This window comes from Paenibacillus sp. YAE3 (assembly GCF_057546105.1).
Map to the genome: position 1 here is coordinate 239,100 of NZ_BAAIYF010000008.1, position 14,847 is coordinate 253,946.

A 14,847-nucleotide genomic window follows, 5' to 3' on the forward strand; every position below is an offset into this window, starting at 1 on the left:
CGCAAACTTGATCCTACAAGCGGACGGCATGTCCGCCGTCAAAAAAGTACAGCCATTTCTCGGCGATTTCCTCGTGCAAAATGTCTTCCAGCGCCCTGGCGTACAGGTTCAGCTGGAATCGATACCGTTCGGTGAGCCCGTCGATTCCCCCGCGATGCTCGAGCACCCTGTCCGTTTTATAATCGACCAGCACCAGCTTGCCGTCATGGCGGAACAGGCAATCGACCACGCCTTGGATCAGCACCATTTCTCCGTTTAAAGCGGAGGCCTCGAACAAGTCGGGCTCATCCGGGTGCAGGCCCGCCTGCTGCGAGAACAGTCCTTGATGGGCTTCCTCCGCGGGCATGCCGTAGCTGAACGGCATTTCCCGGGCCGTCCATTCGGCGGCCAGCAGCCGCTTTCCGACCTCCGTGGCAAAAAACATGCCCGCTTCTTCCGGCCGGATAACCTCCGCCTGCTCGCGCGTCAGCAGCTCGCGTTCGACCAGACGGCTCACGGTTTCCCGGACGGCCTCGGCGTCGACATGGCCCCGGTCCAGCGGTATATGCTGCATCAGCGTATGGTACACCGTGCCGCGCTCGGCCGGCGTCAGCGCCGTTTGTTCCATGAATTTCGGCCGCCTGAGCGGAAGCGTGGCTGCCGCAGTAAGTTCCGGACCGGCCGAGATTTCCCGGCGAAGCATCTCGTCCTCCATCCAATTTTCGGACGGCTGGTCCTGCAGCGTCAGCAGCTTCTTCATTTCGGACACCGAGGTTTTGGCGGACAGCCGGGTCACGGTTTCATAAGGATACCGCCAGGTCAAACGTTCCGATACCCAGGACTCGCCGCGGGCCTCCCCGCTCTCCGCGGCTTCCACCGGCCGGCGTTCCATCATGGCTTGCAGCCGCAGTTTCCTTTCGGGAGAGGACGCCTCCTCCTCTTCCCAGCCGCCGAGCGACGCCAGCGAAAGCTCGTCCGCAGAAAGCACCGATACGCTCCACCTGGAGGGATCGGAAGCGAGGACCGGCGGGGGAGCGGCGTCCGTTTCCGCCAGCTCCCGAAGCTTGCCGGCTCCCGGATGCCTGATGAGCGCCGGACCCACCCAGTCGATGTAGCTTCGCCCTCTGGCGAGCAAATAATCCGGAAGCGTATATTCGGGCTGCTCAAGCACCTGGGCCCAGGATGACGCCTTTTTGCCGACGTCCTTGATCGTCCCGATCAGGTACAGCTTCTCCTTCGGGCGCGTCAGCCCGACATACAGCACGCGCATTTCCTCCGCCAGCAGCTCCAGTTGGGAGCGGCGGCGGATCGCGAGGTTCGGGAGCGTCGGGAAGCTGACCCGCTTCTCCTCGTCCACGAATTTGGGACCGAAACCCAGTTCCTTATGCATCAGGAACGGAGCGTTCAAATCCTGTTGGTTGAAGGTTTTGGACATGCCGGCCAGAAACACGACGGGAAACTCGAGCCCTTTGCTTTTGTGGATCGTCATGATCCGTACGGCGTTGTCCCGCTGCTCGGTGCCGCTGCCGCCGCCGAGGTCGCCTCCCCGGTCGCGCAGCCGGGACACGAAGGTCAGGAACCGGAACAATCCCCGGGATGCCGTCGTCTGTTCGAATTGGACGGCCCGGTCGTGCAATGCTTTCAGGTTGTTCTGGCGCTCGGCGCCTCCCGGGAGTCCCCCGACCCAATCGAGATATCCGGTCTCCCGGTATACCTGCCAGATCAAATCCCCGAGGCTGATTCTGCGCGCGGCGTCGCGCCAGTTTTGCAGCTGCTCCGCGAACCCTTGGATTTTTTGCCGCAAAGCATCCGGGATGCCGTCATCGGCTTCGGCCCCGATCGCCCCGGCGTCCCCCTTGGCCGCCGCACGGTCCGCAGGGAAAGGCACGGCTTCCGAGGATGCCGCGGCCTCCGCTTCCGCAAGCAGGAGCTCCCGACGGGCCTCGTCTCCCGCGGACGCCGTACCGGGCCAAGCGGCCGCCATCAGCGCATCGTAGAACGATCCGCCTCGAACCAGCCGGATCTGCGCAAGTTCTTCCTCCGTCAAGCCGACGATCGGGGAACGGAGTACGCCGGCGAGCGGAATATCCTGCATGGGATTGTCGATGACCTGCAGAAGGGACAACATCACTTCCACTTCCGTCGCCTGAAAATAACCGCGGGCCTGCTCGCCGTCGGCGGGAATCCCGAGCTGCTTCAGCTCCTCCATCATCAGCGGCCCCCAAATATAGGCGGAACGCAAAAGGATGACCATATCGCCGTAACGTACCGGCCGCATTTCTTTAAGGCATTTGTCGTAAACGAGCAGCGGCTTGGCGGACGTGTCCCCCATCAGCTGCCTGATCTTTTTGGCGATGGCCCTTGCTTCAAGCTGAGCCGTCTCCATTTCCAGCACTTCGCTTTCCTGCATCACCCCGTCCTGCTCGCCGGCCTGCGCCTCTTCCGGCTCGGACGGCCCGCTGCCGGCACGGTCGATCAGCAGAAGCTCGGGCGCATACGGATCCGCCGCTGTTTCCTCCGGCTCGGGAAACGAAGCCCCGTACACAAGCTCGGCCCGCTCGTCGTAGCCGATCTCGGCCACGGTTTCGTTCATGATTTGGCGGAAGATGACGTTGACCGCGTCAACCACTTCCATCCGGCTGCGGAAGTTCCGCGCCAGGTCGATGCGGATTCCGCTTCCGCCCTCGCTGCCGTAGCTTCGGTATTTGTCCAGGAACAGCCCCGGCTCGGCCAACCGGAACCGGTAGATGCTCTGCTTCACGTCGCCGACCATAAATCGGTTTCCCGGCCGTTCCCTTGAAATCAGCCCGACGATCGTCTCCTGCACGCTGTTGGTATCCTGATATTCGTCAAGCAGCACTTCGTCAAACTGCTCGCGGTATTCAACGGCCGCATCGGAAGGCATCGGACGCTCCGGCGTCGAATCCGGATGCAGCAAAATCCGCAGGCAATAGTGCTCCAGATCGCTGAAATCCACGGCCCCCCGCTTCCGTTTTTCCGCTTCGAACCGGTTGCCGAACTGAATCACAAGCTCCGCGAGCTCCCGCATCAGCGGGGCCGCTTCGTTCATTTCCGCCAAAAAGGATTCGGCCGGGCGGCCAAACAACGCGCCCCGCAGATCGGTCAGCGTTTTTTTGACGGTATCCCGCAGTTCCTTCACGCGCTCCTGCAGCCGGGGATCGGTATCGTCCTTGCGCACACTTTTCAGCTTGCCGAAGGAAATGCCCTGAAATACCCCGTACAGTTCTTCCCAAGGACGATGATCCAACGCTTCTTGCAGGCCGCGGACCATGTCCAGATCGGCGTCCAGGTTATCCGCGTACGGGGCCGGTCCTCCGGGAGCCAACGCCAGTCCGCGCGCTTGCCGCAGGAGGCCTTCCGCCCCGGCCAGCGCCAGGCGGGCATCCTGCAAAATGCTGCGCACCCAGGCGGTTTCTCCGAGGCTGGCGGCATCCCGAACCGCAAAGGCTTCGGCCATGCTTCGCAGCCACTGATCCGGCCAGGCATGGCTGCGGGAAAAGTCGTAGAGCTTTTGCACCAGCAGATGCATCGCGTCGTCGCTGCGCTCCCCGCTGAACCAATCCACCAGACGGATAAAATCGCTGCCGTCCGCTTCCTCGCCGTATTTTTCCTCGAAAAGCTCCTCGAGCAGCTCCTGGCGCATCAGCTCCGCTTCGTTTTCGTTGATGATCCGGAAATTCGGGTCCAAGGGAATCATCTGGTAGTAACGCCGGATGACCTCGAGGCAAAAGGAGTGGAGCGTCGTGATCGACGCCCGGCCCAGAAGGGAAAGCTGACGGCGCAAATGCACGTTGTCCGGCTCCTTCTCCAGCTCCTTGTCCAGCGCTTCGCGAATCCGATCCCGCATCTCCGCGGCCGCCGCCTTCGTGAAGGTTGCCACGAGCAGGCGGTCCACGCTGAATCCCTGCTCCTCGTCCGTTATTTTACGGATGATCCGTTCCACAAGCACGGCGGTTTTGCCGGAACCGGCCGCAGCGGCCACAAGGATGTCGTCGCCCGTTTCGGCGATCGCCTTCCATTGGTCGTCGCTCCATATGCTGCCTTCGGGTTTCGGTTTTAAGCTCAAGACGTTTCTCCTCCTTTATGCTCGGACAACAGTTCCCATACCTGCGTTTTATCCGGTTTGCCCAGCAGATGGTAGTGGTTGCCTTCGATGGTCTCGTCAAATTGGCATACCGGCTTGAACGGGCAAAACGTGCAGGCGGTTTCCTGCTGGATGCGGTACGGTTCGATCTTCACGTCGCCCTCCGTAATCCTCGTTCCGATGCTTTCGATGCTGCGGCGGACCGAAGCCAGCAAGTCGTCCCACTGCTCCGGCGTTGCCACGGAAGCGCTGCTGTAGAAGCTGCCGTCCGCTTTGACGGCCACCGGCAGAATGGACGAATGCCCCTTGTCCAAGGAAGCGTCCATCAAGGATACCGTCTCCCTGTCGGCAAGCAGCAGCCCTTTCATTTTGAACCGTTTCAGGAGCTCTTCCGCCGCCTGTTCCATCGTCATGCCGTTGGCCGACTGCAGGATCGGGTCATGCACGTGAAAATACAGCGTCCCTGCCGGCAGCGCCTTGCTCCCGAGCCACTGCTCCGCATAGGTCAGCAGCACGTCCAAATACGTCAGCATTTGCAGCGCAAGTCCGTAGTACACTTCATGCAGCTTCAGGTCCTTATGCCCGGATTTGTAGTCGATGACCCGCAGCAAAAGCCCGTTTTCCCCATGGGCCAGGTCCACGCGGTCGATTCGGCCGACGACTTCCATCACGGAACCGTTCTCCAGCTTGAAGGTCAGCGGCGGCAGCGGTTTCCCCGGCCCGAAATCAAGCTCCAGCCCCACGGGCTCGAAGCTGCCGCGGCGGGCATGCTCGCCCAAAATGACCGAAGCTCTGCCGACGATGTTTTTCAGCTTTCTTGAAATGTAGCCGTAGCGCTTTGAGCTGAGCAAAATTTCGCCCTGAAGCATCGGAGCGAGCCGTTCCACCGTCAGTTCCGCTTCCCTTCGGCATTCCTCCGCCGTCAGGCTTCCCCAGCTGCGGTTCTGCTCCTTCAGCCGAACGGCCATTTCGCTTAGCGCGGCATGAAAAAGCTGACCGATGTCCGGCGCCTTCAGCCGGTACAGCTGGCGCTCCCTCAGCTTTAGACCATGGGAGGCAAAATGCGAAAACGGGCACGCCACGAACCTCTCCATCCGCGACACGCTCGTGCGGACCTTTCTGCCGTACAGCCGGCGGCTGGTGCCGGCCGAAAGCGGCTTCGCGCCGTTGCGGTAAAACAGCGAACGGAGCAGCATGTCGAGCGGTCCGCGCCATTGCGGATCGGTTAAATACCAGTTGTAGGCGTTCCACCATATCTCCGGGATGTTCATGCCCTGTTTCCACCGCCGCAGCTGCACGATCAGATGCTTCAGCGTCTGACGGGGATGTTCGATGAAGGCTTCGTGCTCCGAAGCGGGCTGTTCCGCTCCCGGCTGGGCCAAAAGCGGCCGTGCCTGAAGCCCCGGAAACATTTTCGCCAAATGGCGGACGACTTCCGAAGGAAGCAGCTCCTTCCCTTCGTCGTCCGCCGCCGGATAACTGATCCAGACATGCCGGCTGGCGGAAGTCAAAGCGTTATAGATCAGGAAGCGTTCATCCAGCAGCCGGCGCGAAATGCCGGGGGCCAGTTCCATGCCCGCATCCGCAAGCACGGACCGTTCCTGTTCGGTAAGGACGCCGTCCTCCTGGAACACCGCCGGAATGACCCCGTCGTTCACCCCGAGCAAAAAAGCGTATTTGACGCCGCTCGTGCGGGTCCGGTCCATCGTTCCCACGAGCACCTGATCAAGCGAAGGGGGCACGAGTCCAAGCTTCAGCTCGCTGAGCCCGGTCTCCAGCATGCCCGCGAACAGGTCGAACGCCATTTTTTCCGGCCCCATCATCTCGACGATCTGATCCAGCAAATCCAGCACCTCGCCCCAAAGCTGCCGATGCTCCCTGGCCGCTTCCGGACGGCCGCCGAGCAGCGCTTCGCGGTTCCACGCGTCCAATTTCTGGGGAACGCCCGCGTCTTCAAGCAGCCCGTAAACGGCCGTGCACATCTCCCGTGCCGTTTTGGCGCGTTTCATCCGTTTCTCGAAAGCAGCCAGCGGCCCGGTTACCGCCGCCCGGCAGCGTTCCATCAGCTCAAGCGTCTCTTCGGCCGTCTTCTGCCCCGCAGATCCCCCTTCCTCCAGCGACAGGCTCGGGACCGCCTTGAGCGGCCGTCCGTCCGTCCAGCGGTAGCCCTGAAACCCGCAAGCGAGCGCATAGTTTTCGAAGCGGTCCATGTCTTCGCGCGTCAGCGACCCGTCAAGCGGGAGAAGCAGGTCGCTTTTGACGCAGCGGAATACGTCCTCATGCCTCCAGAACCGCCGGACCACATCCAGCGCGGCGCGAATGAACTCGGCAAGGGGATGGTGAAGCTCGCTCCTTTTCTGGTCAAGGAAAACCGGAACGCCGTAATCGTGGAAAAGCGGCATGACGAGATGCTCGTAATCCGCGAGATTGCGCACGAACACGGCCATTTCGCGGAAGCGTACGCCTTCCTCGCGCGACAGCCGAAGCATCTCCCGCAGCGCTCCTTCGACCTCCGCCCGCCGGCTGGTGGCGGGATGGATCGAAATCGCTTCGCAGCGAAGGCCGGCGTTCGCCTCGTAGCGAAGGCGTCGATCGTACCCCCGCTCCAAATGGGCAAGCATCGGACTTTCCGCGAAACGCGGCGGCACGGGCGGAGCCAGCACCGTATCGTAGATGTCCAGGCCCAATTCTTCCGCCATGCCCCTCAGCTTGACATAGGTCGTGGCGGTCGGATGGAACAAATCGAGCTCATGCGGCATCCGCGCGCCGTCGTAAGGTTTGTCCAGCGTCAAGGAAACGGTGACGGACCGGGCATGAAGCATCAACTGGCCGACCGCCAAAAGCTCCTGCGGAGTAAAGCCGTGGAACCCGTCGATCCATATTTCCGCTCCGCGCAAATAGGCGGAGTCCTTCACCGCTTCGGTCAAACGGATCAAATTGTCTTCCTCGTCGATATACAGCGGTGACATTTCCTGCTCGAAATCTTTGTATACCGTCCACAAATCTTCAAGCTTGCTGCGAAGGATCGGCGTGACGCCTTGCGGCGGCAGTTGCTCCAGCAGCTGCCCGACGGCGGACGCATCGACGCAATACCGCTTCATCTCGGTATACACGTCGCCGAGCTTGCCGACGAACCCGAGCTGCTCGCCTGAGGCCCCAAACAGTTTCAGCTCGTCCTTGCGGCGCTGTATGATTTTGTACAGCAGCATTTTTTTGCCTTCGTCGCTGATGCCGACGCGCGCCGTTCCCCCGGTCTCCTGCATGACGCGGTACGCGAGGCGGCGGAAGCTGAGCACTTGGGCCCTGACGCTCCCCTTGATCCGCCCCGACGTAACCAGCCCGTGTTCGGCCTGGAACGAACCCTGCTCCGGAACGAGCAAAATGATCGCATCCCCTTGCGGCTCGGCCTCCAGTTTGGCGGAAATTTGATCCAATATGGCCGTCGTTTTGCCGCTGCCCGATCGTCCGATCAGAAAATGAACCGGCATGTTCCTCCCCCTTCATCTATGTAAAATAAAAAACTATGGATTTTGCTCCAAATCTACCTTCCAGTATATCATACACAGCACAAAATAGAACGTATGTTTGCAATAATCACATCTACGTCGGGTAGCCCTGCAGCCGTTAGCTCTGCCGTCCAGAGCGCTTCTCCTATTTTACCACTAAATTTCCGCCAGGGTTGAACGTCCAGTATTTGCAAAAAGGCGCTGCAAGCCGCATTTTTTCGAATCTCCTATTTTCTTGCAAAAAAAGAAAGAACCGCCGCCGAATCCTCTCGGATTCAAAGCGGCAGTCCGGTATCTTCCCGATTAAAAGGTTTTGCTTCTCACTTCGAAAATCGCAAACTTCAGGTAGTGCCCTTCATCGACGCCCAAAATTTGCGGATGGTCTTTCCCGGCGGCGCGCCATTCGATCAAACGCAGAATTTTCCCTGCATCGGCCGCAGCCTCCCGGATCGTTTCCAGGAACAAATCTGGGCGCATATGGTACGAGCAGCTTGCCGTGACCAGGTACCCGCCTTCGTTCACCAGCTTCATGCCGTGCAGGTTGATGTCCTTGTATCCTCTGCAGGCGCCTTTAACGGCGCTTTTCGTTTTCGCGAAGGCTGGCGGGTCCAAAATGACGACGTCCCATGTTCTGCCGCCCCCCGCGGTCATTTTTTGCGAGGTGTCGATCTTCCCTGCGCCGGCGGAACGGATCTGCCTTTCCTCCAGCCCTTTGACCTGCGACCGAAGATACTGGAACGCGTCATCCACGACGAACTCCACGCGGTCGCCGAAGCCGTTCAGCTCCACGTTTTCCCGCGCGCTGTCGATCGCATGCTGGGAGATGTCCAGGCAGGTCACTTTTTTGGCCCCGTATTTGCAGGCATGAAGCGTAAAGCTGCCGGTATGCGAAAAACATTCCAGCACCGTCGCGCCGTCCCAGAAAGGGAACGTGACGACCTTGCCGCTTTTGTTGACCGGACGCCGGACCCGTTGCCCGTTTTCTTCGACTTCCCGAACCTCGATCCCGCTGCGTTCGCCCCAGCCGGTCATCAGCGGCTCGATGGCCGCGCGGTTTTCCCGCTGGTCGAAAAAGTAGCCGGTTTTTTGCCCTTCTTCGATATCGACGCGGATCAGCAGCCCGTTTTCCCGGACCGTAACGTATCTCGGGCATTCGCCGTAAAGGGGCCCCTTCGTCTGCTCCAGCCCTTCGAGCTCCCGGATCGGTACATCGCTCCGTTCATAGATGCCGCGCGGGTTCATCACCTTAGCCAAGGCGCCGACGATTTCCTTGCGCCGGATATCCATGCCCAGCGTCAAGAGCTGAATGACCAGCACGTCATCGAACCGGTCCACGATGAGGCCCGGGAGGAAATCGGCCTCCCCATACACCAGGCGATAAGCATTTCCTTCGTCCAGGAAGCGCTCCCGGTGCTTCAGGCAGCCAAGAAAACGCTCGGCGAAAAAGTCCTCGTCCATCGCTTCGATCTCGCGGTAGGAGACGGCGCGCACGGTAATCTGCGATGCCGGGTTGTAATAACCGGTCGCCAAATAACGGCCTTGATGGTTCACGACTTGGACCAGGTCCCCCGGCTGCGGATCGCCTTGAACCGACTCGATTTCGTTTTTGAAAATCCAGGGATGACCCTGCTCCAGCCTTTTCTTGCGGTTTTTATGAAGAACGACAGTTGCCAACATGTCCACTCCTACTCATGTCTATTTCTTGATCCTAATGGTTTGCTCCCCGGCCTCCCGTGTCATGGTTGTCCAAGCAGCGACATATACGTTATACATGGACAAGAATTCGCAAAGGAGAACCTTACCCATGTTTCATACGATGATTTTCCCCGTCGTGTACGGGCTGATCATTTTCCTGGCCGGGATGAAAGTGATGGAAGCCGCGCTGGGCAGCTGGGCCGGACCGCTGCTTTCGTCCTTCCTGCAAAAAGCGACCGCCTCCCCGCTCAAAGGCATGCTGTTCAGCACCGGCATTACGGCGGTGCTCCAAAGCAGCACGGCCGTGACCGTGCTCACGATGGGACTCGTCAATGCCGGCTTGCTATCATTCGACCGGACGCTGGGCATCATTCTCGGCAGCAATATCGGCACATGCATCACGACCGAGCTGATCGGCCTGCAGATCGGCCAAATCGCGCTGCCGCTGCTTGGCGTCTCCATCGTCGTGTGGGCGGCTGCAGTCCTGTTCGACGAGTACGGGCTTTTTGGGAAAAGCGGCAAAGCGGGGCGCTTTAAGCCGATACAGCTGATGGCGCTGGCCGCCGCCGGTTTTGCCATGGTCATGCTCGGCATCCGCGTCATGCAGATGATCGGGCCTTCCCTCGAAACATCCGGGCTGTTCGGATGGTTTATCGCCCAATCCACGCATAACCTGTGGTGGAGCCTCGCTGCGGGCGCGGCTTTAACCGCGCTTATGCACAGCAGCGCTGCCGTCATCGGCCTGGCGATCGTGCTGGCGGCGTCCGGAACGCTCCCGGTGGCCGTCGGGATCGGCATCGTGCTCGGCGCGAACGTAGGCACTTGCGTAACGGCCGTCATTGCCGCGGTCGGAAGCACGAAATCCGGCCAATTCGTCGCCTGGACGCATGTCGTGCTCAACGTGGGCGGCGCGCTGCTGTTTATGCCCTTCATCCCGCAGCTGCAGCTTGCGGTGTCCTGGCTGTCCGCCGAGAGCGGCGCCCAGATTGCCCATGCCCAAACGCTGTTCAACATCCTTTGTTCGCTCGCCGCGCTCCCGTTATGTTATTTGCCGGCGTGGAAAAAAATCCGTTTTCACGGATAGTCCCCGATGATCCTCCAAAAAGGCGGCCTGCCCTTGATGCCCTTTAGACCTGAATGCCGAGGCGGGCGAGCGCCTTGCGGACGATGACGTCGTTGTTGTCGTAACCGCCTTGTTCCTGCCTGCTCCACGCTTCCTTCGGGTCGTACCAGGAGACGCCGCTGATTTCCTCCACCTGCGGGCGCAAGGTGCCGCTTTTGGCTTCGACGAGATAATAATGGACTTCCTTGTCCACTTCGCCATGGACCGGGTGAATGTATTTATATTTAATGATATCCACGGGAGCAACGATTTCTCCCCTGATTCCCGTTTCTTCTTCGATTTCCCGCAGCGCGGTCTGCTCCACGGTCTCGCCGGGCTCCATTTTCCCTTTCGGGAGCGAAATTTTGCCGTAACGATCCGTGATGAGCTGCACCATCAGCCGGTCTCCTTCGCAGCGGTATACGACGCCGCCCGCCGAAATCTCCGTTCTGGCCATCCCGATTCCTCCCTTGCCGAAGCCATAGTGCAACAAGGATTCCACTTCCTTGTTTGCACCGGAAATGAAATCCTTGTTTTTCAATCCATTTGATTTCTGGTTTACATCGCTGCGCCGGTAGCTCCGTCCAGAACGCGGACAAGCTGGCCTTCGCATTCATGCACGCCTGCTTTGGTGACTTTCACCCGGCAGATCTGGCCTTGAAGGTCCTCGGAGCCGTCAAAAACAAGCTGCAGGTAGTTGTCGCTGAAGCCGTGCATTTTGCCCGGGCCATGCGATTCTTTCGAGCCTTCCGGAATGACGTCCAGCACTTGGCCGACGAATTTTTCCGCATAGGCGAGCTGCATGCTCTCCGAGAGGCTGATCAGCTCGCGCACGCGCTCGTGTTTGATTTCCTCGTCGACTTGGTCCTGCATCCGCGAAGCGGGCGTGCCGTTCCGTTGGGAATACGGGAACACGTGCATCTCGGAGAAATTGATCGCCTTCATGAAATTGTAACCGTTCCGGAACATTTCATCCGTTTCCCCCGGGAAACCGACGATGACGTCCGTCGTAATGCCGACGTCCGGCATCGCCTGGCGAATCATCTGCATTTTGTTGTAGAATTCCTCGGTCGTGTACTTCCGGCGCATCCGTTTCAGAACGGTATCGTCTCCCGCCTGCAGCGGGATATGCAGATGACGGCACATTTTGGACGAGCGGTTCAGCACGTCAAGCATGTTGTCGTCGATTTGGCTGGCTTCGATCGAACTGATGCGGATCCGCTCCAGCCCGTCCACCTTGTCCAAATCCCACAGCAGGTCCGACAAACGGTAGTTTTCGAGGTCGTCGCCGAAACCTCCCGTATGAATGCCGGTCAGCACGATTTCTTTGTAGCCCGCTTCGACCAGCTGATGCGCCTGGGTGATGATGCTTTTCGGATCCCGGCTGCGCGACAGCCCGCGGGACCACGGAATGATGCAAAACGTGCAGAAATTGTTGCAGCCGTCCTGGATTTTCAGGAAAGCGCGGGTCCGGTCCGCAAAACTCGGAACGTCCATGTCCTCGAACACGCGGTTTTTCATGATGTTGCGCACGGCGTTGATCGGCTCGCGTTTTTCGCGGATTTCATTCACGAACGGAATGATTTTGTCGCGGTCCTGGTTGCCGATGACGAGATCGACGCCCGGAATATCCATAATTTCGGCCGGAGACGTTTGCGCGTAGCAGCCCGTTACCGCGATGATCGCTTCGGGGTTGCGGCGCACGGCGCGGCGGATGATCTGCCGGCTCTTCTTGTCACCGGTGTTTGTTACGGTGCATGTATTGATCAAATAAACGTCTGCGGTCTGTTCGAAATCCACCTGCTCGTAGCCTTCTTTTTTGAACAGCTGCCAGATGGCTTCCGTGTCGTAAAAATTAACTTTGCAACCTAATGTGTAAAATGCAACGGATGGCATTTTCAAACTCCCCCCATTTCTCCGGATTCGTAAAGTATGCATGCAAGGGCAACCATACCCGCTGTTTCACAGCGCAGGATCCGTTTGCCGAGACCGACGCTGGCCGCTCCCGCTTCCTCCGCTTGACGGCATTCCTCCTCGCTGAACCCGCCTTCGGGACCGACGAGGAGCAGCACGCGCGGCGAACGGTCCGCCGGCATGACGCCGATGAACGGTTTCAACGCATCCCGCAGTTGGAGGCCTTCTTCCTTCTCATAGCAAAAATAAACGGCATCGTAGTTGCGGAACGTCGCCAAAAGCTGCTTCCAGCCAAGCGGCTGCGCAACCCGCGGAACCGTATTCCGGTGGCTTTGCTCGGCCGCTTCTTTCGCGATTTTGTTCCAGCGCTCCAGCCGCTTGGATTCCTTTTTGGCATCGTACTGGACGATCGTCCGCTCCGAAATGAACGGAACGAAGGAAACCGCGCCGATTTCGGTGCATTTCTGGATGACGGTCTCCATCTTGTCCCCTTTCGGCAGGCTCTGCGCAATCGTTACCTTCACGGCGGGCTCGTGCGTCATCTCCAGCGGCCGGACGATGGCCGCCGTGACCGTGCCGGATTCGATCGACGCAATTTCGACGAGCGCCTCGCGGGACACGCCGTCGCTGACGATGAACTGATCCCCGCTTTTGCCGCGCATGACCTTCGAAATATGGCGCGCATCCTCGCCGGATATGTCCACTGTATTTTCCTTGAACTGCTCGGGCGATACGAAATACCGCTGCATGTCATCAACATCCTATTGAAGATTTTGCAAAAATCCTGAATTTAAAAAAATCACAATCCTCATCATACAACATTTGCCCGGCTTGTGACCAGTACATGTTTACCGGTCGGGCGCCCCGGCCTATGACAAAATATGCAAAAAGACCTGCATGAAGTGGTAATATAAATTTTTTGCCAACAGATAGAGAGGCGAAATCGTATATTCTCGAAGCACCGGAATAAACAAAATGAGCAAAAAGATAAACACCGACCACTGCTCCACCTGCTGCAGCTTGCCCCTTACGCGGCGAGGAACGAGATCCTCCACGATCCGGTAGCCGTCCAGTGGCGGCAGCGGAATAAGGTTAAACAAAAACAGGAAAAAGTTCATCAGTCCGAACAGCTGGAAAAACATCATGATCGCTTCCAGCAGCTTTTCATTCGAAATCGACGCCAGCACGCCCGTGCTGATGAGCAGCGAATAGATGAACGTGCCGACGACTGCCAGGAAAAAGTTGCTCAAAGGACCTGCGGCCGACACGACCACGCCCATCAAGCGCGGGCTTTTGAAATTGTCGCGGTTGACCGGAACGGGCCTCGCCCAGCCGAAGCCGGCAATCAGGAGCAAGATGATCCCGAGCAGGTCGAAGTGAACGGCGGGATTTAACGTAACCCGGCCCAGCAGCTTTGCCGTCGGATCGCCGAATTTATAGGCAAAATAAGCATGCGAAAATTCATGCACCGTAAAGGCGATGACCAGCACGACCAAATAAAAAGGGAGCTGTTCGAGCGGTACGCTGAGTATTTTGTTCAAAAAATCCATTATGACCTCTTTCTAGCTACAAATGCGACCCAGTCCTCATCGCGGCATACGTCCTCAATGGTAAAACCGGAATCCTCAAGTGCCTGCTGTACGATTTCCACTTTATTTTTATAAATGCCCGACGCGATATAAACGCCGCCCGGCTTAAGCGCCTGATACACGTCATCGATGAACAGCAAAATGATTTCAGCCAAAATGTTGGCCACGACGATGTCAACCGGCAGCGTGATTCCCAGCTCGCTTCCGTTGCCGCCGCTTAGCAGCCCCAGCAGATCGCTTTCTTTTACTGTAATCTGCCGCTCCATGCCGTTCAGTGCCGTATTTTCGCGCGCGCTGGACACCGCCACGGGGTCCAGGTCCAGGGCAAGCACATGTTTTGCCCCGAGCAACACCGACCCGATGGACAAAATGCCCGAACCCGTTCCAACGTCGATGATTTCTTCTCCGCCTTTGATCACCTTCTCAAGCGTCCGCAGGCATAACGCCGTAGTCGGATGGGTGCCCGTGCCGAATGCCATGCCGGGGTCCAGCTCGATGATTTTTTCGGCTTCATGCTCCGGCTCGTATTCCTCCCAGGTCGGTTTGATCGTCAGCCGGTCGGAGACGCGCAGCGGCTTGAAATACTGCTTCCAGGCGGTCGCCCAATCATCCTCGTTGACCGTTTTGATCTCGTAACGGACATCTCCCGGATCGATCTCAAACTCGCGCAGCCCTTCGATTCTATGCTTCACTTCCTCCAAAATGTCCTCCACCTTGGATTCTTCCGAAAAATATCCTTTGATTTCGGCTTGTCCTTCAGGAATATCGTTAAGCGGCACCTCGTACCATTGACCGTAAGACGTGTCGCGCTTTTTGTTCAACGAACCGGATTCTTCGATCGAAACGCCGCCTGCCCCGGCTTCATGCAGGAAATTGGAAATCATCTCCACGGCTTCCTCAGTCGTATGTATCGTCAATTCATGCCATAACATCGTAATTCATCTTCCTCCTCAACTC

The 14,847-nt window shown here is 58.6% G+C and carries 9 protein-coding genes; 1 reads left to right on the forward strand and 8 read right to left on the reverse strand.

Annotated features, from left to right (window positions below; genetic code table 11):
* Window positions 1–13: 13 nt before the first annotated feature.
* From addA to AC27KL_RS17345, 3 genes are all read right to left on the reverse strand, one after another.
* Complete coding sequence (gene addA, locus AC27KL_RS17335) at window positions 14–4,066, reverse strand: helicase-exonuclease AddAB subunit AddA (protein WP_487170466.1); 4,053 nt, start codon at window positions 4,064–4,066, stop codon at window positions 14–16.
* Window positions 4,063–7,572, reverse strand: a complete 3,510-nt coding sequence (addB, locus tag AC27KL_RS17340) for a helicase-exonuclease AddAB subunit AddB (RefSeq protein WP_487170467.1) — start codon at window positions 7,570–7,572, stop codon at window positions 4,063–4,065. Before addB ends, addA begins: the two co-directional genes overlap by 4 nt.
* 321 nt (window positions 7,573–7,893) lie before the next feature.
* A complete protein-coding gene (locus AC27KL_RS17345; RefSeq protein ID WP_487170468.1) occupies window positions 7,894–9,264 on the reverse strand; it encodes a class I SAM-dependent rRNA methyltransferase in 1,371 nt (456 codons plus the stop codon).
* Window positions 9,265–9,394: 130 nt separating this feature from the next.
* On the opposite strand from AC27KL_RS17345, the gene AC27KL_RS17350 reads away from it, so the two are divergent.
* A complete protein-coding gene (locus tag AC27KL_RS17350) occupies window positions 9,395–10,369 on the forward strand; it encodes a Na/Pi cotransporter family protein (protein WP_487170469.1) in 975 nt (324 codons plus the stop codon).
* A 43-nt stretch (window positions 10,370–10,412) separates the two neighbouring features.
* On the opposite strand, the gene AC27KL_RS17355 is transcribed toward AC27KL_RS17350, so the two are convergent.
* The 5 genes from AC27KL_RS17355 to prmA form a co-directional block, all read right to left on the reverse strand.
* Window positions 10,413–10,844 carry an NUDIX domain-containing protein gene (locus AC27KL_RS17355; protein WP_036712389.1) on the reverse strand — a complete coding sequence of 144 codons (432 nt, stop codon included), beginning with the start codon at window positions 10,842–10,844 and terminating at the stop codon, window positions 10,413–10,415.
* Between the two features lie 101 nt (window positions 10,845–10,945).
* Window positions 10,946–12,283 (reverse strand): tRNA (N(6)-L-threonylcarbamoyladenosine(37)-C(2))-methylthiotransferase MtaB, encoded by a 1,338-nt coding sequence (gene mtaB, locus AC27KL_RS17360; RefSeq protein WP_339324062.1) that lies wholly within the window; start codon window positions 12,281–12,283, stop codon window positions 10,946–10,948.
* Window positions 12,284–12,285: 2 nt separating this feature from the next.
* Window positions 12,286–13,050, reverse strand: coding sequence for a 16S rRNA (uracil(1498)-N(3))-methyltransferase (locus tag AC27KL_RS17365; RefSeq protein ID WP_339324061.1), 765 nt, complete (start codon window positions 13,048–13,050; stop codon window positions 12,286–12,288).
* A gap of 120 nt (window positions 13,051–13,170) precedes the next feature.
* Window positions 13,171–13,851 (reverse strand): site-2 protease family protein, encoded by a 681-nt coding sequence (locus AC27KL_RS17370; protein ID WP_487170470.1) that lies wholly within the window; start codon window positions 13,849–13,851, stop codon window positions 13,171–13,173.
* Window positions 13,851–14,822 carry a 50S ribosomal protein L11 methyltransferase gene (gene prmA, locus AC27KL_RS17375; RefSeq protein ID WP_487170471.1) on the reverse strand — a complete coding sequence of 324 codons (972 nt, stop codon included), beginning with the start codon at window positions 14,820–14,822 and terminating at the stop codon, window positions 13,851–13,853. Before prmA ends, AC27KL_RS17370 begins: the two co-directional genes overlap by 1 nt.
* Between the last annotated feature and the right edge of the window lie 25 nt (window positions 14,823–14,847).